The following is a 22,157-nucleotide window of genomic DNA, read 5'->3' on the forward strand; positions in this document are numbered from 1 at the left end:
GTGCGCGGGGTCGGGCCGTCGGCCGCGGGTGGGTCAGAAGCCGTTGGCGAGGTCGTTGGCGTGGTCGCCGGCCCGGTCGAGGGTGAGGGCGAGGAGCTCGCCGTTCTCACCGACCGAGAGCACGGTGGAGCCGATCCTCAGGAGCAGCTCGTAGAGGTTCTTGGTGCCGTCGTCGACCTGGGCGTGGTACTGCTGGCCGATCTCGTCGTTGCCGCCGACGCTCAGGTTGATCTCGTTGATGTGCTCGGCCTCGGTGGTGAGCTGGGCGACGAAGTCCTTGAGCTCGAAGAACTCGGCGAAGCTCTTCCTGAGCATCGCCGTCTTCGAGGTGGTGTTCGGCTCAACCACGGAACTCCTCCTGCCGGTCGGCCTTCTTCGTCCGCTCCTCGGCGTCGTAGCCCGGACGCATCGCCCAGAGCGGTTCGAGGATCTCGTCCAGCTCGGTGCCGCCGGTCATCGACAGCCGCAGCGTCTCGCCGATCCCGTCGAACCGGGAGATGCGCTCGGCGACCTGCCTGCCGACGTCGGCCCGGGCCTCGTTGAGCACGTCGGTGAGGACCTTGGCGAGCTCGGCGGGGGCCATGTCGCGGTAGTCGTTGGTGTGGAAGGTCATCGAGACGACCTGGCCCTGCGAACCGACCTTGACGGTGACCATCCGGTCCTTGGAGGTGACCGAGCCGGTGAGCTCGTTCATCTCCTGCTGCATGGCCTCGGCCCTGGCCAGCTCGGTCTGCATGTCGGCCATCGCCTGGGCGATCTGGTCCGCGAACGGGTTGCTCATGCGCTGTTCCTCGTCTCTCCTCGTGGCCCGGGTGCCGCCCGGCCGCCCTGCCGCCGGACGGGGCGGCCGGGCGGCACCCGGGGCGGTCAGCGTCCGATGACGCCGTGCACGGCACCGGAGTCGGTGCCCCAGACCTCTTCGTCCTCCGCCAGCCAGGTGGTGCGGCGGCGGTCCTTGTCGTTGCCCGCGCCGCCCGCCCCGCCCGCGCCGGCGCCCATGCCGGCGCCCGGCATCATCGGCATCCCGCCGGACGAGGTCGCGGTCCGCTGGCCGGTCAGGGCGGCCTGCTCCTGGGCCGCGGCCCGGGCGGCCCGCTCCGCGGCGGCGCGCTCGGCGTTGGCCTGGTCGACCGCGGTCCTGGTGAGGGACGGGTCGCCGCCGGCGGCCAGCGCCCGGTTGCTGAGGCCGCCGCCCATCCCGGTGACCATCGGGCCGCCGCCGAGGCCGAGCGAGCCTCCCCCGCCCGAGCCCCCGGCGCCGAGGCCCATCGTGTTGTAGGAGAAGCCGCCGGTGCCGAACTCGTTGGGCGTCAGGAGGTTGTCACCGCCGCCGCTGTCGTCGCCCGCCGCGGAGTAGCGGTCGGCGAGCAGCTGCCGGTACTGCGAGACGGTGTTGCCCTGGCCGTCGCGCAGGACGCCGTCCGGGCCGATGGTGTAGCCCGGGCCGGCCACCATCGGGTTGCCGTTGGAGTCCAGGACGGGATTGCCGTTCTCGTCGACGATCCGCCCGTCCTTGGTGATCACGGAGCTGGGGGGCACCACCACGGGCCGGTTCGAGCCGGTGCCGCCCGGGAGGAGGCTGTCGGGCAGCGGGCCGGTGTTGAGGTTCGGGAAGGGGTTGCCGATCAGGTTGGGGCCGCTGCCGGAGCCACCGGTGCCGGAGTTGCCGGTCCCGCTGTTGCCGAGGTTGAGGTTCGGGGTGTTGGTGCCGCTGTTGCCGCCGATGTTGCCGAGGTTGAGGTTCGGCGTGTTCCCGCCGCTGCTCCCGGAGTTGCCTCCGACACCCTTGATGTCCTTGATGTCCTTGGTGTCCGGGCCGCCGATGTCCTTGGTGTCCGGACCGCCGGTGATGTCCTTGATGCTGGGACCGCCGCCCCCGTCCTTGAGGTCGGGACCACCGCCGCCGTCCTTGGTGTCCGGCCCGCCGGTGATGTCCTTGATGTCGGGGGCCCCGTCCTTGGTGGGGTCCTTGGTGGGGTCCTTCGTCGGGTCGTCCTTCGTCGGGTTCTTCGGATCGGGCATGATCAGCGGGAAGGGCTTCAGCGGCTGGGCGGCGTTCGTGGCGGCCCCGTAGGCCGTGGTGATCGCGGTCAGCGCGTCGTCGGCCGCCTTGTCGAGGATCTTCACGACATTGGCGACCCAGATCTCCCGGGCCCGCTTGTCGACCTGCTTCCAGAAGTCGACCGTCGTGGGGTCGCCGAACGGCGCTCCGGTCACGGTGACCTTCAGGGAGGTGAGCAGGTCGAGCCTGCCGTAGGCGTCGGCCGCGCCGTTGGCCGGGTCCTCCCGGCTGTGCCAGGTCGGGGTCCGGTCGGACGCCTTCTCGATCTTCAGCGTCGCGCCCTTGAGCCCCTCCATCAGCGCCGCGGTCACCGTGTTCGTCGGCCAGGCCTGCGCCGATGCCCACCAGGCCTGGAAGCCCTTCCACAGCGCCGCGATCTGATCCTCGACCAGCGTCTTGCACGGCGTCAGGTAGGAGCCGACGTCGGCCATCCGGATGATCCGGTTGTCGGCGTCGATCTCGTTGCGGAACGCCAGCAGCAGGGCGCGGAGCGCGTTCGCCGCGCTGCCCTGCCAGTCGCCGTCCTCCTCCCCGATGCCCTTCACCCAGTCCGTCCCGATCTTGGTGATCCAGCCGTCGAGGAAGTAGGTGAAGTCCCGGAGGTTGTCCGCCGCCTTGGTGAAGCCGGCCGGGTCGAGCCGGTCGTTGCCCTTGATCGTGCCGTCGATGAAGCGTTCCAGCGGCGCCCTGCTGGCCGTCCACGCCGCGAACTTGGCACCCGCGCCGTCGAGGTTCGGGTAGTTCACGTTGGTGCCGACGACGTAGCTGGCGTGCTTCACGTCCGTGTTGACGCCCACGGTGTAGGTGAAGTACCAGGCCACCCAGCTGTCGAGCGCCACATCGGTGCCGTCGCCCTTGACGCCCTGCCAGCCGTAGTGGACCTCCTGCTTGCGGACGTCGGTGTTGACCCACGGCTTGTCGTCGTCGCGCACCGACTCCCGGGTGGCCGGCTTGGCGTCGGCCGTCGACCCGAGGAACGTCAGCCCGTCCTCCCAGATGTGCCCCATGGCATCCCCTCTCGCGGCCGAGCCCGACCGGACGTGGCGCGGGGCCGGCCCGTGCCCGGGCCGACTCCGCGGTGGTGGCGGGGGGTCCCCCGCCGGATTACTTGGTGCCGGGGTTCAGCGTCCGCCCGGCCAGCTTCATGAACTGCGCGTAGTCCAGGGAGTCGTCCAGCGCGTTGTTCAGGTAGCGGTCGGCGAGCTGGAGATCGATGATCAGGGTCTCGAACTGGCCGACGACCGTCCCGAGCATCCCGGCGACCGACGCGTCATAGGCCTTGAGCGTGGTGGCCAGCGTGTTCGGCGCGGTGAAGTTGCCGGAGTTGTTTCCCGTCAGGAACGGTGTGGTGCCGTCGCCGTAGGCCCTGAGCTCCCGCACCGGCAGCGACGTCTTGACATCGTCGAGGAAGGCCTTGATGGTCGTGCTGGAGAAGGTCGCCAGGAAACCGTCGGTGATCTTGACGGTGCCGCCGTCGTTGTCGCCGTTCCCCTCGTCCGCCACGCCGGTCAGCCCTGGACGTGGTCGAAGTGGGTGCTCGCCCGCATGTCCGCGTCCTTGATGGCGTTGCGGATCTCGGTGAGCGCGTTGTGGGCGTTGACGATCTTGCCGCCCATCGCCTGGTCGGCGTTGTGCAGCGTCTTCGAGAGGGTGTCCGCGGCGGTCGAGAAGTCACCCAGCAGCTCGACGCCGATCTTGGTGCCGAGATAGGTCCTGAGGTCCTCCATCTGGTCGTGCATGGTCTTGGCATGCGCTTCCAGGTCGTTGATGGCGGTGTCGACGCCCGCGTAGTGGAGCGACATGTGGCCTTCGGCCATGGTGGGTTCCCTTCTGGTCGAGCGGTCGGTGCAGAGAGGTCAGCGGGCCGCGGGGGGGTTCAGGACGCCCTCGACGTAGGCGGCGGGGCCGGGATCGCCGCCGAGGCTGTTGGTCGCGACCGTCAGGGTGTGGTCGCCGGCCGCGGCGAAGATCTGGCCGGTGTCGCCGAACTTCCCGTGGAAGGCGTCGTAGTCCTGGGAGACCTTCGCGTACTGGGCCAGCCAGTCGTTGATGTTGTTCTGGAAGGTGGTACTGGCCGCGCCCTCGAAGCTGTCCCGGATGGCCGCGTTGATGTCCTCGATGTAGGTGGCGGTCGTCCTCATCGCCGCGTACTTCTGCTCGACCTGGGTCCTGATGTCCTGCAGCACCTGCTGACTGACCGTCGTCTGCTGGGCCATGTGCGTACCTCCTCCGGTACCGTCGGCCGCTCCCGGCCGGCGGGATTCGCCGCGGGCCGGTCGGGCCGGCCCGCCAGGGTGAACGGCACGGCGCGGCCGACCGGTTCACCCCCGGCCGCCGCCGCCGCGGATCAGCGCGTGCAGCGCCCCTCGCCGGTCACCGCGGGCTGGACGACGCCGCCCGCCAGTGGCGCCGGGTCGAGGCTGGGACCGGTGGGCAGCAGGGACAGCACCCGCCCGGGCACCGCCGTCGGCGCGGTCTTCGGGTAGCCGAGCCGCTCGGCCACCGCCGGCGAGGCGAGCGGGTACTTCACGCCCGCATCGGTGACCAGGTACAGCGTGCTGCCGGAGCCGGCCCCGGACACCGCCCGGACCAGCGCGCCGCCGCCGGGGCGCACCGCGATCCGGTCGGCCGGGGTGCAGCTGGGCAGGATGCCGGGCTGGAGCACCGGCGGCAGGCCGAGCACGGGCGTGGCGTCCAGCACGGCGACGTCCAGCTGCCCGCCGTCGGCCGCGGGCCGCAGCGCCGCGCAGAGCGCCTGTTCGGCCCGCGGCGGCAGCAGCGCCGGCGGGCGGCCGGGCAGGCCCTCGGGGGCGAAGGCCGCCGCCGCCGAGGCCGGCGCGGTGTGCGCGGCGAGGTCGGCCGCGCCGGCCGGCGCGGGCGTCGCCGGACCGCTCGCGTAGGCCTCCTGCTGGGTGCGCGGATCGCCTTCGAGCAGGGCGAACTGGGTGGCGGTGACGGCCACCAGGCCCTGTTCCGTCAGCAGGTAGCGCTCCTCGCCGGTGCCGGTGAACAGCTGGCCGACCCGGGTGGGGCGGCCGGAGAGCGCCGGGCCGTCCTTGCCCCGGCCCGGCACGTCCGGGGCCCGCAGCTCCGGTCCGGCCGGGAAGGCGGCCAGGAAGGAGGCGGTGACCGGAACGGGCGCGGCGGCGGACCAGCCGAGCGCCCGGACGGCGCCGCCCACCGCGTCCACCGTGAACCGGCGGCCGTGCCACAGCAGGTGGACCGCACCGTCCGGGCCGGCGACCAGGACGCCCTGGTCGCCGGCCGGCCGGCCGGTCTGCCGGGTGCCGATCGCGACCGAGAGCTGCGGCACGGGCTTGGCCGGCGCCCCGGTCCCGGCGCTCGTGGTGCGCAGCGTGCAGAGCAGCCAGTCGGCGCCGGTCACGGCGGCCGGGGCCGGCAGGCCGTCGGGCGCGCCGACGATGCCGACCGGGGTGCCGCGCGCGGCGCCCTCCAGCGAGCGGGCCGAGACCTGGTCGACCTTCAGCTGCTCGCCGGCGAGCAGCCGCGCGCTGGCCTCGTTGAGGACGGGGTGGAGCAGGCCGCCGGCGTAGACGTAGCGGGCGCCGGTCTCCTTGACCACCACCAGGGTGCCGGGCTGCTTCCAGCCGCTCGCGCCACCGGGTTTGACCAGCCCGTAGACGCCGGCCCCGGCGCCGATCAGCAGGGCGAGGGCCAATCCGATGGCGGCGCCGCGGTTGGTCCGGCCCACGGGGGTGTCGGGGGCGTCCGGCTCGGCGCGCAGGACGCCGGCGGCGATCCGGCTCATCACGAACAGGTGGGCCTGCACCTGGTCGCGTCGGGACTGCATGGCGGTGGTCCTCCTCGGTGCGGGTACCTCGGGTCGGATCGGGTCTGCGGCCTGGCGGCCGCGCCGGGGAGGGTGCTCAGCCCGCCAGGCCGCGCATCGCCCCGTAGAAGCCGAACACCTGGAGCGCGAGCGGCAGCAGCGCGAGCGCGGCGAGCGAGTGCAGCAGGTCCCCGGCCCGGCCCCAGTACGGCAGCAGCCGGCGGCCGGGCACCGTCCACGCGGCCGCGCAGAGCCCGGTCGCGACGGCCAGCAGCACGGCGAACACGACCAGCCGCGCGCCCGGTTCGGCGTCCCAGCCCGTGCGGGCGGCCAGCAGGCCGAGGCCCAGCGCGCCCGGCAGCAGCAGCGCGAGCCGCTGGCGCAGCCCGCCGATGTCGCGGGCGTGCAGCAGGACCAGCACCGACAGGTCGGCGGCCAGCGCCGTCGTGCCCCAGCCGCCGTCGCGCGCCAGCGCCAGCAGGGCGAGCGTGACCGCGCACGCGGTGCCGACCGCGGCGAAGAACCCGGCCAGGTAGCTGTCCGCGACGAGACTGCGGGCGAGCACGTCCTCGGCCGGGAACGGCTCGATCTCCTCCTGGAGTTCGTCGGCGTTGCGGGGCAGCGCGGGCAGCCGCATCCCGGCCAGCTTGAACGAGAGGCCGGGGACGAACGCGCCGAACAGCACGGCGACGGCGGCGAGCGCCGCCGCGATGTGGGCCGTGGGCGCGCCGGACGCGGCGAGCGCCCCGGCCCCCAGCGTGAGCGAGGCCGTCACCAGCAGCCCGGCGAAGAACGGTCCGGAGCCGACCAGCGCCAGCGCCAGCGCGGTGGCGCCGACCGCCGCCGAACCGCCCGCCAGCAGCCGGGACGGGCCGGTGACGCCGGGGACCAGCGCGGCGGCGGCCGCCGCGTGGACCACTCCGGCGGCGACCAGCGCCGTCCCGGCCCGGGGGTCGCCGAGCAGCCGGGCCGCCGCCGTGCCCCCGGCCAGCAGCAGCACCGCGACGACCGCCGCGGCGGCGCACCGGGGGCCCTGTGGGCCGGGCAGGGCGAGCAGCAGCAGGCCGCCGGCCAGCGTGACCAGGGCGAGGACGAGCGCGAGCCCGCGGGTGGCGGCGGGCCGCCAGGAGTCGCCGCGGGCGGTGGTGCCGGCCCGGACGCCGTCCACCAGGTCGTCGAAGTGCACCTCGGGCAGCGTCTCCCGGACCGGGCGCAGGAAGAGCTCCTCGCCGTCGCTCAGCCCGAGTTCCTCCAGGGTGCGCTCCTCGTCGAGGGGCGGTCCGCCGAGGCGCTGGAGGACCCAGCCGGAGTGCTCGGTGCCGCTCTCCGCGACATCGGGACCGGCGTAGCCGAGGACGGCGGGCAGCAGGTCGGCGAGGACGACGTCGCCGGGGAGGGCGAGTTCGAAGGCCGCCCCGGGGGCGCGGAACCTCAGTCTGACCAGCCCTGTCGCCACCGTGGTGCTGCTCACCTGTCGCGTCCTCCCGTGGAATCGGCCTGCCCGCTCTCCCGTCACAGGTACGGACGGCGACGGGCGGGCGGTTCACCCGGTGCGCGCGGGCCCGGACGGCGGGCGGGCCGGCCACCGGTGAACCGGCGGGACCCCACGGGCCGTAGGCCCGAGTGCGGCGCGGTCCGCGGGCGGCACGGCCCGGGCCGCCGGACCCCCCGCCATCGGCGCCGCCGCCGGCGCCGCGAGAGGAGAGCCCCGTTGAGCGTGGTCCTGGTCGATCGTCCGCCCCGGCGCCCCGGCCCGGCGATGCCGGACGGCGAGCTCCAGCTGCAGGAGCCGCCGGTCCTTCCGGAGCAGCAGAGCGGCATGTCCAACATGATCGCCATGGCGCCGATGGCGCTGAGCTCGCTCTCGATGGTGATGATCTTCCTCAACCCGCAGTCCAACGGCGGTCCGCTCACCTATGTGGCGATGGGCATGATGGGCCTGTCCGCCGTCGGCATGCTGGTGACCCAGCTGATCCGCGGCGCCAGCGACCGCAAGCGCCAGCTGCGCGGCGAGCGCCGCGACTACCTGCGCTACCTCTCCCAGGTGCGCCGCCAGGTCCGCCGCCACATCGTCAACCAGCGGCTGGCCCTCGCCTGGCGCCACCCCGAGCCCGGCGCGCTCGGCTCGCTGGTGCGCACCTCGCGGCTGTGGGAGCGGCGGGCGGCCCACCCGGACTTCGGCGACGTGCGGATCGCCACCGGCTCCCAGCGCCTGGCGGTCAAGCTGGCCCCGCTCGCCACCCAGCCCGTGGAGGACCTGGAGCCGCTGTGCGCGCACGCACTGCGCCGCTTCATCCACGCCTACGGCTCGATCGACGACCAGCCGATCGCCGTCCACGTGCGCGGCTACGCCCACGTCCTGCTGCGCTGCGAGCACCCCGCGCCCGAGGCCGAGCCGGCGGACGGCGCGCAGGCCCCGCCCCCCGCGCCCGCCGGAGCGGAGCCCCCCGAGCCGGCCGACCCCGGCCCGGCCCGCGCGCTGGCCCGGGCGATGATCGCCCAGCTCGCGTTCTTCCACGCCCCGGACGAGCTGCGCATCGCGGCCGCCGTCTCCCGCGAGCTGCGCGAGGAGTGGGCCTGGCTGAAGTGGCTGCCGCACTCCCTGCACCCCACCGAGACGGACGGCGCCGGGCCGGTGCGCCTGGTCGCCGACTCGCTGCTGGAGCTGGAGCAGCTGCTGGGCCCGGAGTTCGCCGACCGGCCGCCCTACGAGCCGGAGACCCAGCCCGGCCGGGACGAGCCGTTCACCCTGATCGTCCTGGACGGGGTGAAGCTGCCCGGCGGCAGCCGCGCCCTGCTGGCCGGCTACCGCAACGCCGTGCTGCTGGACGTCTCCGGGGCGGTGGAGTGGAAGCACGCGCCGTTCCGGATGCGGCTGCGGATCACCGGCGACCGGCTGGACCTCGTCACCACCGACCGCAACCGGCGCGACGAGCTCACCCCGCTCGGCCGCCCGGACGCCCTGAGCGCCCCGGCCGCCCGCCGCTACGCCACCACGCTCGCCCCGTACCGGCTGGGCGACGCGATGGACGTCTCCGAGCCGCTCAGCACCGACTTCGACCTCACCTCGCTGCTGGGCATCAACGACCTGTACCAGCACGACATCGCCCGCAGCTGGGCGGAGCGCCCGCGCGGCCGCCGGCTGCGGGTGCCGATCGGCGTCGGCGCGGACGGCAAGCCGGTGGAGCTCGACATCAAGGAGTCCGCCCAGGGCGGGATGGGCCCGCACGGCATGCTGATCGGCGCCACCGGCTCCGGCAAGTCGGAGCTGCTGCGCACCCTGGTGCTCGCGCTCGCGCTGACCCACTCCTCGGAGACGCTCAACTTCGTCCTCGTCGACTTCAAGGGCGGCGCGACCTTCCTCGGCCTCGACGAGCTGCCGCACACCTCCGCGGTGATCACCAACCTGGCCGACGAGGCCGCCCTGGTCGACCGGATGCGCGACGCCCTGCACGGCGAGATGAACCGCCGCCAGGAACTGCTCCGCTCGGCCGGCAACTACAGCTCGCTGCTGGACTACGAGACCGCGCGGGCCGCCGGCACCCAGCTCGACCCGCTGCCGACGCTCTTCGTCGTGGTCGACGAGTTCAGTGAACTGCTCTCCGCGCACCGCGACTTCATGGACCTGTTCATCATGATCGGCCGGCTCGGCCGCTCGCTCGGCGTCCACCTGCTGCTCGCCTCCCAGCGGCTGGACGAGGGCCGGATGCACGCGCTGGAGTCCCACCTGTCGTACCGGGTCGGCCTGCGCACCTTCTCCGCCATGGAGAGCCGCGGCGTGCTCGGCGTGCCCGACGCCTACCAACTGCCCTCCCAGCCCGGCAACGGCATCCTGCGCAGCGACATCGCCACCCTCACCCGGTTCAAGGCCGCGTACGTCTCCGGGCCCTACCGGCGCCGGCGCGGCGCCGTCCAGCAGGCCGCGGTGGCCGGCCAGATCGTGGCCTACGGCACCGAGTACGTCGCGCCGCGCGACCCCGACCCGGAGGTGCTGGCCGCCGAGGAGGCCCGGGAGGCGGCCGAGGAGGACGCCCCGAACCTGCTGGAGCTGGCGGCCGAGCGGATGCTCGACGCCGGTCCGCCCGCCCACCGGGTCTGGCTGCCGCCGCTGGACACCCCGCCCACGCTGGACGAGCTGCTGCCGCCGCTCACCCCCACCACGCGGCACGGGCTGGCGCCCGACGGCCGCCCGGCCGTCGGCACGCTGACCGTGCCGGTGGGCGTGGTGGACCGCCCGTTCCAGCAGCTGCGCGAGCTGCTCACCGCCGACCTGTCGGCCGCCGGCGGCCACGTCGGCATCGCGGGCGGTCCGCAGAGCGGCAAAAGCACCCTGCTGCGCACCCTGATCACCGGGCTCGCGCTCACCCACACGCCGCAGGAGGTGCAGTTCTACTGCCTGGACTTCGGCGGCGGCACGCTCTCCTCGCTGCGCGGGCTGCCGCACGTCGGCGGCGTCACCGGGCGCCACGACCCGGAGCGGGTCGGCCGCACGATCGCCGAGGTCAACGCCGTCATCGCGCGCCGTGAACTGCGGTTCGCCCAGCTGGGCATCGACTCCATGACGACCTTCCGCCGCCGCAAGGCCACCGGGGACCCGGAGCTCGCCGACGACCGGCACGGCGACGTGTTCCTGGTCATCGACGGCTGGGGCACCCTGCGCCAGGAGTTCATGGACCTGGTGGCCGCGCTGACCCCGATCGCCGGACGCGGCCTCAACTACGGCGTGCACCTGGTCGTCGCCGCGGCCCGCTGGGGCGAGCTGTCCAGCGGGGTGCGCGACCAGTTCGGCACCCGCTTCGAGCTGCGGCTCGGCGACCCCATCGACTCCATGATCAACATGCGGGCCGCCGAGACCGTCCCGCACCTGCCCGGCCGCGGCCTGACCAAGGAGCGGCTGCACTTCCTCGTCGCCCTCCCCCGGCTCGACGGCCAGGCCGGCGCCGACACCCTCGCCGACGGCGTCGCGGACCTCGTCGACGCCGTCAACGAGCACTGGACCGGACCGCGCGCACCCGAGGTGCGGATGCTGCCGCTGCTGCTGGACTCCTCCGCGCTGCCCGGGCCCGAGGGCCGGCTGCGGGTCGCCATCGGCCTGGAGGACACCGCGATCGCCCCGCTCTGGCACGACTTCGAGGAGTCGCCGCACCTGCTGGTGGTCGGCGACAGCGAGAGCGGCAAGACCAACCTGCTGCGGCTGCTGGTCGACGGGATCACCTCCGCCTACACGCCGGCCGAGGCCCGGATCATGCTCGTCGACTTCCGGCGCGGGCTCTACGAGAGCGTCCCGGAGGAGTACCGGCTCGGCTACGCCGTCTCGGTGGACGTGCTCAAGCAGGTCGTCACCGGCGCGGCCCGCGCCATGGAGGCCCGGCTGCCCGGCGAGGAGATCAGCCCGGCCCGGCTGCGGCTGCGCGACTGGTGGACGGGGCCGGAGCTCTTCGTCGTCGTCGACGACTACGACCTCATCCCCAACCAGATGGGCAGCGGCCCCTTCGGCCCGCTCCTCGACCACCTGGCGCAGGGCGCCGAGCTCGGCCTGCACCTGATCGTCGCCCGCTCGGCCAACGGCATCGGCCGGGCCTACAGCGACCAGCTGCTGCGCCGCCTCCAGGACGTCAACACACCGGTCACCCTGCTCTCCTGCCCGCCCAGCGAGGGCACCCTGTTCGGCAGCGTCAAACCCCGTGTCCTGCCCCCCGGCCGCGCCCTGCACATCACCCGCCGCCGCACCGTCCAGGTGCAGACCGGCCTGATGCCCGACCCCGAACCGTCCGCCGCGGCCGACCCGCCGGGCCAGGGGCAGGGCGGGCGGTGAACCGGGGGTGCGGCGGGGGCCGTAGTCCAGGACGATGAGCCTTTCCCGCACCGGTGCGCGCTCCGGCGACCCCGCACCCCCGGCAGAGCCCCGCCGCCGCTTCGGCTTCCGGCGCGGGCCGCAGCAGGCGCTGCCGGCCGGGGGCGCCGCCGCCGCGCCCGTCTCCGTGCCCGCGCCCGCTTCCGCGCCCGCTTTCGCGCCCGTTTCCGCGCCCCGGCCGGCCGCCCTGCCCGTCCCGGCGCGGGCCGCCGCGCCGGGCCCGTCGGTGCTCCGCGCGGTCGGCCCGCACTTCGTGATCGCGTCGTCCACCGCCCGCGAGGACGAACTGTCGGCGGCGGTCGGCACCCTGCGGCCCGTCCCGGACGCCGTCGTGGTGGTCGCCGCCGCGCCCGACTCGGCCAAGGTCCTGCGCGACCGGATGGCCGACCTCGGCGTGATCGCCCGCGCCCGCGGCGCCGCCCACCTGGTCCTCGCCGCCTCCGGCCTGGCCGCGCTCGCCCCCAACGGGCGGCGCCCGGCCGAGGTCGTCGCCGAGCGCGCCGGGGTGCCCGTGGTCGCGCCGGACGGCCTGGTGGAGATCACGCCCGGCGGCAACCTCAAGGTCACCGACCCCGAAGGCGCGGTCGAGGCCTCTTCCTGGTGGCGCTGCGAACCGGGCGAGGCGCCGCGCCGGATCCACGACACCATCGGCGCCGGCGCCCCGGTTCCGGCCCCGGCGCCCGCCCCTTCCGTCGGGTCCGCCCCCCGCCCCGTGCCCGCGCCCGGCTTCGCGCCCGCGCCCGTCGTCGGCGGCCGGGCCGACGCCGTACGGGTCCTGCGGCTGCCCGCCGGCTTCTGGCTCACCGACCCCTGCGACCCGTCCACCGCCCCGCTGCCCGACCTCCGGCTGGCCGCCGCACCGCCCGGCAACGCCGTGGTCCTCATCGGCACCCCGGCCCGGCCGGTCCTGCTGCCCGAGGACTTCACCGAGGCCGTGCTCGCCCTGCCGCTCGGCACCGACCGCCCCCTGGTCAGCGCCCCCTGGGCGGCCCCCGACCAACTCGCCGCGCTCACCGGCGCGCTGGCCGCCCGCACGGCCCGGCCGGTGCAGGCCTCGATCGGCCTGCCGGTGCTCGGCCCCGGCGGCCCCACCTCGCGGATCCTGGACGGCGGCGGCCGGGCCGGCTGGGAGCCGTTCCTGCTGCGCCTGGCCACCGCCCCCGGCTCGCCCACCACCCCCGCCGCCTGGCGCAACGGCGGCGCCGACTGGCGCACCGACGGACCCGCGGTCTTCCAGGCCTTCCCGTACTGGGCGCTGGAGGCCGTCCCCGCCGGGCTCTGGCTGCGCCCCGAACCCCCGCACGTCCTCACCCCGCGCTTCCGGCGCCCCGAGGCGGCCCGCCCCCTGCTGATCGTCGGGGAGCGTGACCGGCCGGTGCCGGCCGACGCCTTCGAGGAGCTCGGCGCCCTGCTCGACCGGCTTCCGGCGGCCGGCGCCGAGGGGTTCGGGCTGCTGGTCCACGGACTGCTCGAACCGGCCGCCGAGCGCGTCGGCCGCTTCGTGGCGCGGATGCACGAACTGGAGTGGCTCGGCGCGGAGCAGCCGCTGAACGGCCCGCGTGCGGTGGCCCCGGTGTCGTACGGCATCGGCCGCCCGACCGCCGCGCCGCGCCCGGTCCCGGCCGCCCCGGCAGCCCCGGTATCCCCGGCAGCCGTCGGGGCGGGCACCCTCGGCCTCGGCCCGGGCGCCCGCCCCGACGTCCGGGCCGAGCTCCCGGCCCCTCACCGGGTACCGGCGGTTCCGGAGGCGGACGCGGAGACGGCGGCCGAGAGGCCGGCGCGGCAGCAGGTGCCCCCGGTTCCCGAGCCGGAACCGCTGCCGGTCCCGCTGCCCACGCCCGTCCGGGCCACCGCCGCTCCCGCCACCGGCAGCTCCGCCGGAGTCACCGCGCCCTCCCGCCGGGCCCCGGACGCCGTCGGCGGGACGAGCAATCCCCCGCCCGCCCTCGGCGGCGCCGCCGTCGCCGGTGCCGGGCCGGCCGGCCCGTCGGCCCGGCCCGCCAGCAGCGGCGCGCCCCTTCCCTTCCGGACCCCCGAGGTCCCCCCGGTCGAGCCGCCCACCGAGCCGCCTGTCGAGCCCGACACCGGAGCGCCGCCCCCGACCGCCACGCCGGAGGAGGCGGCAGCCGGGCCCGAACCCGCCGGCGACCCGGCCGAGGAGTCGCCGGACGCCGCGACGTCCGCACCGTCCCCCCGCCGGACGACGGCCCGCCACTTCGGCCTCGACGACTGCCCGGCACCGGTGACCGCGACCAGCGCCGCCGAGCGCGACGCCGTCCGCACCCTGCTCGGTGAGCACTACCACCGCTGCACCGGCCGGCTGGAGCAGCTCGCCACCCGCCTCCCCGGACTGCGGTCCACCTCCCAGGACGACTTCAAGCCCGACCTGGCCGCCGTCCTGCTCCACCACACCGACACCGGCGTCCCCGCGACCCGCGCCGGTCTGGTGGCCGCCGCGCGGTCCGGCGACCCGGTGCTGCAGCCCTTCCTGCGCTGCCTCGGCTCCGGCCTGCGCCGCCTGCCGAGCCACCACGGCGCCGTCCTGCTCGGCACCGCGGCCGGTCCGGACCCGGAGTCCGTCCTGGCCCACTACCCGACCGGCCGGCAGTTCCGCGAACCGGCGCCGCTGTCCGGACTGACCGCGCCCGGATCCGAACTCCCGGGCTCCTCCGTGGAGTTCCTCGTCTGGTCGGCCACCGGTCGGCGCACCTCGGTCTTCGACTCCGGCGAGGGTCCGGCCCAGGCGGTGTTCCCGCCGGGCACGGCGTTCACCGTCGTCGGCCTGGTGACCGCCGACGGCGACCGCCCGGCCTGCGTCCTGCTGCGCGAATCGGGCGGCGACCCCTCCGAACGCAACCGCAACGCCCTCACCCGCCTCCGCGCCTGGCTGGAACGCCGGGCCACCATGCCCGCGGCCGAACGCCCCCGGGCCGACTCCCCCGCCCGCTTCCACCTCACCCCGGGCGTCGACCTCGACGGCCCCGGCCGCTGAGGCCGCCGGTCCGGATCGGCAGCGGGGAACCGGGCGCAGCGATCACGCTCTGCGGCCAGGCCCGTTCACCCGGCCCGCCGGGCGCCACACGGCTCGACTCCGGGGACACCGGTGCCTCCCGGCGCCCGGCCGCCTGCGATGCGCGCCCGGCCGGCGTCCCCGGCCCCGCACCGCCTCCGGCCCGCCCGCCGCTCGACCGGGCCGCGCACGACGAAGCACCGCCGGACCGGCGACCACGTCCTCGTGCCCAGCGCCCGGCGCCCGGCGCGGGCCGATCACCCACGCGACCCCGGAGCACGAGTGGACGCCCAACAACGGTCCCGCCGCCGGGCAGACCGGGCCGGGGAGATGAGCCAGACGCCATCGCCCCTACCGGCCGCTCGCCCACGCCTCAGTGGCCGTCACGACGGGCACGGCCGTCCCCCGGCCCGGCAGGCACCGGCCGATCAGCGGCCGGCCGCCTGCGATGCGCGCCCGGCCTCGACATCCCCGGCCCGCCCGCCTCCGGCCCGCCCGGCACCCGACCGGGCCGCGCACGACGAAGCACCGCCGGACCGGCGACCACGTCCTCGTGCCCAGCGCCCGGCGCCCGGCGCCCGGCGCGGGCCGATCACCCACGCGACCCCGGAGCACGAGTGGACGCCCAACAACGGTCCCGCCGCCGCGCGGACCGGGCTGGGGAGATGAGCCAGACGCCATCGCCCCTACCGGCCGCTCGCCCACACCTCAGTGGCCGTCACGACGGGCACAGCCGTCCCCCGGCCCGGCAGGCACCGGCCGATCAGCGGCCGCAGCCTTCACGCGGACGCTGACGCGCGCAGGCAGGACGAAGGGCCGCCGATCCACGCCCACATCCCCGTGCCCGGCGCCCGGCGCGGGCCGATCACCCACCCGGTCCGCGCCATCGCCCCTACCGGCCGCTCGCCCACGCCTCAGTGGCCGTCACGACGGGCACAGCCGTCCCCCGGCCCCGCGGGCACCGGCCGATCAGCGGCCGCGACCTTCACGCAGACGCTGACGCGCGCAGGCAGGACGAAGGACGGCCGATCCACGCCCACATCCCCGTGCCCGGCGCCCGGCGCCCGGCGCCCGGCGCCCGGCGGGACTCGATCACCCACCCGGTCGGCACCTTCGCCCCTACCGGCCGCTCGCCCACGCCTCGGTGGCCGTCGCGACGGGCGCGGCCGCCGGGGTGCCCGTCACCGCCGGACGGGCGGGCACGGCGGCGACGGGGGCCGCCGACTCCGCCGGCAGCACCCGGCCCACCGACAGCCTGCCCGCCTGGGGCTGGACGGTCCCACCGGCCTTGCGCACCGCCGGGACGAGGGTCACGTGCTGCCCGGCCTCGCCGGCCGGCGCCTCCCCCGCAGTCGCCGCCGCACCGGGGACCGTGCTCGCGCCGTACCCGGGCGTCCCCCCGTACGCCGGCCTCCCGGCGTGCGCGGGCACCCCGGGAGCCGCCGTGCCCCCGTACGCCGGCCTCGCCCCCGACGCGGGCACACCCGCCGGCGGAGCCGCCGCGACGGCGGCCGCGTCCTGCCCGGCCACCGTCGCCCGGACCGCCACCGGGGCCTGGCCTCCCACCACACCGACAGCCGCACCGACAGCCGCACCGACAGCCGCGCCGAAGCCCGCGCCGCCGCTGGTCCGCATCCCGCCACGGGTGGCCGGGCCCAGGCCCTCCGCCGGGGACGCCGTCCCGCCCGGGCGCTCGGCGACCGTTCCGGACAGCCGCAGGACGAGGTTGCGCTCGGTGGGGTCGCCCTGGGGCCAGTCGCAGTCCTTGCTGCGCACGATCCGGCTGCGCACGCCGCTCCGCGAGGTCTGCCACGGATACGGCAGCACCCGGACGTTGGGCCGCCACCCGGCACCGGGCACGCAGTGCTGCAACTCCAGCTCCCACTCCTCCGCCCGCACGTCCAGCGAGGCTCCGGTCCGCCCCTCCAGCACGAAGGTGCCGTACGGGGTGCGCACCACCACGCGCTGTTCGTAGAAGGCGTCCTTGTCGAGGACCGTGATCCGCAGGGGCCCGTTCATTCGCAGCATGGTCGCCCTTCCGGCGGTCGAAGCCCGCGGAACCGCCACAGCCCCGCCACTTCTCTCGACGGCGCGTCCGGAGGCCCGGGTTCACGGGTCGCCACACCCCGGCCACGACCGCTCCGGCCGGTGAACCCTTCGCCGCGCCCCGGCCGTTGAAGAGCCGTAACGGGTCGTTCCCGCACGGTCCCCGGGCCGGTGCGACCGGCCACGACGGCCTCCGCACCGGTTTCCCGATCGGGCAGGCCCGCCCGCCCCATCGCGCACACCTCCCGAACCGCCGCGCGCACGCAGCGCACCGGAGGACCGGCCCGCCCCGGGACCTTGGTCCCACCCGGCCGCTCGCCCCGGCGGCCGCCCGCCCCATCCACCCCACCCGTCACACGCGTCACACCCGTCACTCCACTCTCCGGCCCGCGTCCGGCACCCGCCTCGTTTGCACCCGGAAGACACCGGCCCGGCGGTGCCTCGGCGGCGGCGTCGCCACCGTCCCACCCCGGCACACCGTCCATGACGGACAGCGGACCCCGCCCGCCACGCACCGGGGAGACGACGGACCGGATCCCGTCAACCCCCCGGACGGACCGATCCACACCATTCACGAAACCGCGCACCGAACGTCACAAACCGCACCTCCAGCGTGGCTAGACTGCGCCCCGCACAGGGACGGACACCCTCGTCCACCCGCTCTCACCTGGGAGGATCCGTGTTCGTTCGGCTGCTGGGGCCGGTGGAACTACGGACCGCCGACGGCCGGTCCGTCGAGCCCGCCGCCGCCAAGCGGCGCGCCGCGCTCGCCCTGCTGGCGCTCGAACTCGGCCGCACCGTGCCGGTCGGACGGTTCTTCGAACTGCTCTGGGGCGAGACCCCTCCGGCCCAGGCCCGAGCCGCCCTGCAGGGCCACATAGCGGCGCTGCGCAAGCTGATCGCCGGCTCCGACCTCGTCCTGTCCACCCGTCCGCCGGGCTACCGGCTGGACGGCCCGGCCCACGCGGTGGACTCACTGCTGTTCGAGCAGCTCGTCGCGCAGGCCGCCGCGGAGCGCACCCCGGCCGGCGACGAGGCGGCGGCCGGTCTGCTGCGCCGGGCGCTCGACCTGTGGCACGGTCCCGCCGCCCTGGCCGATCTGCCCGAGACCGACCTGCGGGACGCGCTCGCCGACCGCCTCCGCAAGGACCGGGCGCTCGCGCTGGAGGCCTGGGCCGAGCGGCTGCTGCGGCTCGGCCTCGGGGCGGCCGCGGTGTCCGACCTCGACCGCGCGCTGGAGTCGGACCCGTGGAACGAGCCGCTGGCCGCCCTGCTGGTGCTCTGCCTGAACCAGGCCGGGCGCCCCTGGGACGCGCTGAACACCTACCACCGGACCCGCCGCCGGCTCGCCGCCGACCTCGGTGTCGGCCCGGGCGCCGCCCTGCGGTCGGCGGTCTCCGGACTCCTCGCCAAGGAGCCGGGGCGAGGTCCGAGCGCCGCGGCGCCCACCCGGATCATCGGCCTCCCCCGCCAGGGAGGCACCACCGGCACCATCAGCACTACTGGCACCATCGGCACCACCGCACCCGCCGCCGCCCCGCGCTCCCCCCGCGCCGCCTCGGCGCCGACCCCGTTCGCGAGCTGCAAGCCCACCCCGCGCGCGTCCATCGCCCGGGGCGAGAACCGGAGCATCGGCCAACTCCAGCCCCCGGCAGCCGGGTTCAGACCGGCCGCCCCGGCCGTCGGCCGCCCGTCGCCCGACCAACTCCCGCGCCCGACCACCGGGTTCGTCGGCCGCTCGGCCGAACTCCGCAAGCTCGGCGAGCTGTTGCCGCACGGCGCGGGCCTCGGCGTCCTGGTCGGCCCGGCCGGCACCGGGAAGACCGCCACCGCCGTACGGTGGGCGCACGACGCCGCGGCCGCCTTCCCGGACGGGCGGCTCTTCGCCGACCTCAACGGCTTCGGCCCCGGCCGGCCCGCCGAACCGGCCGCCGTGCTCGGCCGGTTCCTCCTCGCCCTCGGCGTGCCACAGGCCGCGCTGCCCGGCGACCGGGCGGCCCGCGCCGCGCTCTACCGGTCGCTCACCCGCGAGCGCCGGCTGCTGGTGGTGCTGGACAACGTCCGCGACACCCGGGGCCTCACCGACCTGCTGCCGTCCGGCCCGTACGGCGCGACCGTGATCACCAGCCGCAGCAGCCTGGAGGACCTGGTGGTCGCCGAGGGCGCCGCCCCGCTGCGGCTCGGCCCGCTGCCCGCCGAGGACGCCCGCCGCCTGCTGGAGCACCTGCTCGGCCGCGCCCGGGTGGCCGCCGAGCCCGAGGCCGCCGACCGGCTGGCCGAGCTCTGCGGACGGCTGCCGCTCACCCTGCGGATCACCGCCGCCCGGCTGGCCACCCGCCCCGGCTGGGCGATCGCCGACCTGGTGCCCGAACTCGCCGACGAGCGGACCAGGTTGAACGCCCTGGACACCCGGGGCAGCACCAGCCTGCGGGCCTCCCTCGACCTGACGCTCGCCCACATCCCGGACACGGCCGCCCATCTGCTGGCCCTGCTCGCCGTCCACCCGGGCACCGAGACGGACGTCCCGGCGGCGGCCGCGCTGCTCGGCGCCGACCCCGCCGAGGCGGGCGGCGCGCTCGCGGCGCTCGCCGCGCACCACCTGCTCACCGAGACCTCCCCCGGCCGCTACCGCCGCTGCGACCTGATCCGGCTGTACGGCACCGAACTCCTCGACGCGCGGCCGGCGGGCGAGCGCACCGCGGCCACCGCGGCCCTGGCCGACCACTACCTCGCGGCGGTGGCCCACGGCGCCGCCCTGCTCCAGCCCGCCCCCGGCGCGGGCGCCGACAGCGCCGCCGGCCGCACCGGCCGTCCGCGCTTCCCCACCGTCCGCTCGACCCTGGACTGGTTCCAGGCCGAGGAGCCCGCCGTCCGCGGCCTGGTCGCCGCCACCGCCGAGGGCGGCGACGCCCACCGCGCCTGGCAACTCGCCTACCGTGCCGACGGCCTCTACTACAGCGTCGGCCGCCGCGCGGACCGGCTGGCCTGCCTGCGGACCGGGCTCGACGCGGCCGGCCGCACCGGCGACCCGGCGGCCGTCGCCGCGATGGAGGCCGTGACGGCCCGCGCCCTGAGCGGCCGGGGCCGGACGGCGGAGGCGCACCGGCTGGCCCGCCGGGCGGTCGACCGCACCGACGGGACCGCCGACACCGTCCGGGTGCAGGCCCTCACCGTGCTGGCCGTGACCACGGCGGCCGGCGGGCGGCCGACCGAGGCGGTCCGACTGGGCGAGCAGGCGATCGCCCTCGCGGAGGCGCACGGCCATGCCGAGCACGCCCCCTACGCGCTCAGCAACACCGCCGGGTTGTACGGCCTCGCGGGCGAGCCCGCGCGTGCGCTGCGGCGCGCGCGCGAGGCCCGCGCGCTGCTCGCCGAGCACCCGCTGGCCGTCTTCCACCTGTCCGCGATGATCAACGAGGCGCACGCCCTCCACCTGCTCGGCCGGTCCGCGGAGGCGGAGAAGGCCTGGCGGCAGACGCTGGAGCGCTGCCGGCTCGCCGGCGCCGTGCACCTGCACGCGGTCGCCGAACGGCACTTCGCCGACTTCCTGCTCGCCACCGGCCGCGCCCCCGAGGCCGTCTGGACGCTGCGCACGGCACGCGGCCTGTACGGGCGGCTCGGCGACACCGCGGTCGTCCGCCAACTGGACGAACGGCTGGCCGCCTTAGCCGGCTGAGGGCCGCCGCCGTCCGGGTTCCGGGTCCCCCACCCCGGGATCGGCCGGCCCCGGCTCCCCGGTCGACTCCGCCGTCAGCGCCGCCGTCAACGCCGCCACGCCGTCCTCGCCGAAGCGGTGCAGCAGCAGCGCCACCCACTCCACCGCCTGCGTCCGCTCCAGCGGCGTCCACCGCACGGCCGAGGGGTGCTCGTCGACCACCAGCGCCTCGGCGATCCTCCGCAGTCCGTCCGGGACCGCCGTCCGCGGCCCGCGCCGCCCCAGACCGTCCACGGCCAGCCGCCGGGCGGCCGCGACCACCGCCGCCCCGTCGGCCGGGGGCACCGCCCACCCGCCGCCGATCCGCCCGCCCGGCCCGGCGCGCCCGTCGTCCTCGGCCGGCTCCGCCGGCTCGGCCGCGAGCCACCCCGCGACCAACTCCCGGATCCCCGCCTCGCCCACCGCTTCCGCCATGGCAGCCAGCTTGCCAGCACCACGTCCCGTGGTCATCACCGTCACGCTGACGAGTACGGCTGCCGGCCCGTGCCGCGTTCACCACGGGGCCCGGCCGGGCCGACGGCGGCGGACGGTAGCATCGCCGCATGACCTCGTACTGGCACGTCGTGCTGCCACCGCTGTCCGCCTGACCGGGCGCACACACCGGCACGCCTGATCCCGCGCCCCCGGCCGGCCCGCAAGGGCGCCGGGAGTCCGTGTCGTGCGCCCGTTCCGAATCCAGTCCGCCTGCCGGAATCCCGGAATTCGACAACGGAAGTCCACGACTGTGCCGAACCGCGCCTCCACGCCCGCGTCCCCGTCCCTCTCCGCGCCCGCCTCCGCGCCGGCCCGCCGCCCCGGCCCCCTCGCCGGCCCGCTGCCGGTCCTCGCCGCCGCCGTGCTCTGGGGCACCACCGGCACGGCCGGCTCGCTCGCCCCCGCCGGCGCCCCGGCAGCCGCCATCGGCTGCGCCGGGCTGGTGCTCGGCGGGCTGCTGCTCCTCCTGTCCGACCGCACCGCCCGCTCCCTGCCCAGGACGTGCACGCCCCGCGAACGGCGGCTGCTGGTCCTGGGCGCGCTCGCGGTGGCCGGGTACCCGCTCACCTTCTACCCCGCCGTGGCCCGCACGGGGGTGGCGGTGGCCACCGTGATCGCCCTCGGCAGCGCTCCGGTCTTCACCGGCCTGCTGGCCTGGCTGACCGGCGGCCACCGCCCCACCGCCCGCTGGACCTGCGCCACGGCGACCGCGGTGCTCGGCTGCGCCCTGCTGGTGCTCGGCCCGCAACTCACCGGCGGCGCCACCGCCACGGACCTCCCCGGCGTCCTGCTGGCGGCCCTCGCCGGACTCTCCTACGCGGCCTACTCGCTCGTCGGCGGCCGCCTCATCGCCCACGGCCACCCGTCCGCCGGGGTGATGGGCGCGATGTTCGGCGCGGCCGCCGTGCTGGTCCTGCCGGTGCTGCTGATCGGCGACCCGCACTGGCTGACCGCGCCGCGCGGGCTGCTCGTGGTGCTGCACCTGGGCGTGGTCACCACCTTCCTCGCCTACCGCCTCTTCGGCCGCGGCCTGCGCCACACCTCCGCCCAGACGGCCACCGCCCTGACGCTCGCCGAACCCGCGGTCGCCGCCGTCCTGGGCGTCGCCGCCCTCGACGAACGCCTCCCCGCCGCCTCCTGGTCAGGCCTCGCCGTCCTCACCCTCGCCCTCGCCGTCCTCACCACCCCCGTCCACCGCCGCTGACA

At 76.5% G+C, this 22,157-nt stretch carries 14 protein-coding genes; 4 read left to right on the forward strand and 10 right to left on the reverse strand.

Going from position 1 to position 22,157, the window contains the following annotated elements; genetic code table 11:
• Nucleotides 1-33: 33 nt before the first annotated feature.
• The 8 genes from ACFCLZ_RS06515 to eccD all read right to left on the reverse strand — a co-directional run bounded on the left by ACFCLZ_RS06515 (nucleotide 34) and on the right by eccD (nucleotide 7,323).
• Nucleotides 34-348, reverse strand: coding sequence for a hypothetical protein (locus tag ACFCLZ_RS06515; protein ID WP_380283769.1), 315 nt, complete (start codon nucleotides 346-348; stop codon nucleotides 34-36).
• A complete protein-coding gene (locus ACFCLZ_RS06520) occupies nucleotides 341-781 on the reverse strand; it encodes a YbaB/EbfC family nucleoid-associated protein (protein WP_380283770.1) in 441 nt (146 codons plus the stop codon). The genes ACFCLZ_RS06515 and ACFCLZ_RS06520 overlap by 8 nt, the downstream gene beginning before the upstream one ends.
• Nucleotides 782-867: 86 nt before the next feature.
• Nucleotides 868-3,069 carry a hypothetical protein gene (locus tag ACFCLZ_RS06525; protein ID WP_380283772.1) on the reverse strand — a complete coding sequence of 734 codons (2,202 nt, stop codon included), beginning with the start codon at nucleotides 3,067-3,069 and terminating at the stop codon, nucleotides 868-870.
• A 97-nt stretch (nucleotides 3,070-3,166) separates the two neighbouring features.
• Complete coding sequence (locus ACFCLZ_RS06530; protein ID WP_380283774.1) at nucleotides 3,167-3,565, reverse strand: hypothetical protein; 399 nt, start codon at nucleotides 3,563-3,565, stop codon at nucleotides 3,167-3,169.
• A 5-nt stretch (nucleotides 3,566-3,570) separates the two neighbouring features.
• A complete protein-coding gene (locus tag ACFCLZ_RS06535; protein WP_380283775.1) occupies nucleotides 3,571-3,879 on the reverse strand; it encodes a hypothetical protein in 309 nt (102 codons plus the stop codon).
• 39 nt (nucleotides 3,880-3,918) lie between these two features.
• Nucleotides 3,919-4,278: a hypothetical protein gene (locus tag ACFCLZ_RS06540; protein ID WP_380283776.1), complete on the reverse strand. Its 360-nt coding sequence runs from the start codon at nucleotides 4,276-4,278 to the stop codon at nucleotides 3,919-3,921.
• A 131-nt stretch (nucleotides 4,279-4,409) separates the two neighbouring features.
• Nucleotides 4,410-5,873, reverse strand: coding sequence for a type VII secretion protein EccB (eccB, locus tag ACFCLZ_RS06545; RefSeq protein ID WP_380283777.1), 1,464 nt, complete (start codon nucleotides 5,871-5,873; stop codon nucleotides 4,410-4,412).
• Between the two features lie 76 nt (nucleotides 5,874-5,949).
• Complete coding sequence (eccD, locus tag ACFCLZ_RS06550; protein WP_380283778.1) at nucleotides 5,950-7,323, reverse strand: type VII secretion integral membrane protein EccD; 1,374 nt, start codon at nucleotides 7,321-7,323, stop codon at nucleotides 5,950-5,952.
• A gap of 288 nt (nucleotides 7,324-7,611) precedes the next feature.
• Between eccD and eccCa the strand changes: the two genes are divergently transcribed.
• A complete protein-coding gene (eccCa, locus tag ACFCLZ_RS06555) occupies nucleotides 7,612-11,667 on the forward strand; it encodes a type VII secretion protein EccCa (protein WP_380286093.1) in 4,056 nt (1,351 codons plus the stop codon).
• 34 nt (nucleotides 11,668-11,701) lie between these two features.
• Nucleotides 11,702-14,698 carry a hypothetical protein gene (locus ACFCLZ_RS06560; RefSeq protein WP_380283780.1) on the forward strand — a complete coding sequence of 999 codons (2,997 nt, stop codon included), beginning with the start codon at nucleotides 11,702-11,704 and terminating at the stop codon, nucleotides 14,696-14,698.
• 1,137 nt (nucleotides 14,699-15,835) lie between these two features.
• On the opposite strand, the gene ACFCLZ_RS06565 is transcribed toward ACFCLZ_RS06560, so the two are convergent.
• Complete coding sequence (locus tag ACFCLZ_RS06565) at nucleotides 15,836-16,735, reverse strand: hypothetical protein (protein WP_380283781.1); 900 nt, start codon at nucleotides 16,733-16,735, stop codon at nucleotides 15,836-15,838.
• A gap of 706 nt (nucleotides 16,736-17,441) precedes the next feature.
• Between ACFCLZ_RS06565 and ACFCLZ_RS06570 the strand changes: the two genes are divergently transcribed.
• Complete coding sequence (locus ACFCLZ_RS06570; RefSeq protein ID WP_380283782.1) at nucleotides 17,442-20,438, forward strand: BTAD domain-containing putative transcriptional regulator; 2,997 nt, start codon at nucleotides 17,442-17,444, stop codon at nucleotides 20,436-20,438.
• Here ACFCLZ_RS06570 and ACFCLZ_RS06575 read toward each other — a convergent pair.
• The gene (locus ACFCLZ_RS06575) at nucleotides 20,427-20,891 is read right to left on the reverse strand and encodes a hypothetical protein (RefSeq protein WP_380283783.1); all 465 of its coding nucleotides are present in this window, start codon (nucleotides 20,889-20,891) and stop codon (nucleotides 20,427-20,429) included. The genes ACFCLZ_RS06570 and ACFCLZ_RS06575 overlap by 12 nt on opposite strands.
• A 310-nt stretch (nucleotides 20,892-21,201) precedes the next feature.
• Here ACFCLZ_RS06575 and ACFCLZ_RS06580 point away from each other — a divergent pair, with 310 nt between their 5' ends.
• Entirely contained in the window at nucleotides 21,202-22,155 is a 954-nt protein-coding gene (locus ACFCLZ_RS06580; protein WP_380283785.1) for a DMT family transporter, read from the forward strand.
• The last annotated feature ends 2 nt before the right edge of the window (nucleotides 22,156-22,157 follow it).

The sequence above is a fragment of the Kitasatospora purpeofusca genome, from assembly GCF_042691725.1.
GTDB lineage: Bacteria > Actinomycetota > Actinomycetes > Streptomycetales > Streptomycetaceae > Kitasatospora > Kitasatospora purpeofusca_B.

What these genes read in the sequence shown, in the direction of transcription:
- ACFCLZ_RS06565 (WP_380283781.1), bottom strand. Translation starts at nt 16,735, where the DNA reads ATGAACGGGCCCCTGCGGATCACGGTCCTCGACAAGGACGCCTTCTAC.
- ACFCLZ_RS06535 (WP_380283775.1), bottom strand. Translation starts at nt 3,879, where the DNA reads ATGGCCGAAGGCCACATGTCGCTCCACTACGCGGGCGTCGACACCGCC.
- ACFCLZ_RS06575 (WP_380283783.1), bottom strand. Translation starts at nt 20,891, where the DNA reads ATGGCGGAAGCGGTGGGCGAGGCGGGGATCCGGGAGTTGGTCGCGGGG.
- ACFCLZ_RS06525 (WP_380283772.1), bottom strand. Translation starts at nt 3,069, where the DNA reads ATGGGGCACATCTGGGAGGACGGGCTGACGTTCCTCGGGTCGACGGCC.
- ACFCLZ_RS06520 (WP_380283770.1), bottom strand. Translation starts at nt 781, where the DNA reads ATGAGCAACCCGTTCGCGGACCAGATCGCCCAGGCGATGGCCGACATG.
- eccCa (WP_380286093.1), top strand. Translation starts at nt 7,612, where the DNA reads ATGCCGGACGGCGAGCTCCAGCTGCAGGAGCCGCCGGTCCTTCCGGAG.
- eccB (WP_380283777.1), bottom strand. Translation starts at nt 5,873, where the DNA reads ATGCAGTCCCGACGCGACCAGGTGCAGGCCCACCTGTTCGTGATGAGC.
- ACFCLZ_RS06560 (WP_380283780.1), top strand. Translation starts at nt 11,702, where the DNA reads ATGAGCCTTTCCCGCACCGGTGCGCGCTCCGGCGACCCCGCACCCCCG.
- ACFCLZ_RS06540 (WP_380283776.1), bottom strand. Translation starts at nt 4,278, where the DNA reads ATGGCCCAGCAGACGACGGTCAGTCAGCAGGTGCTGCAGGACATCAGG.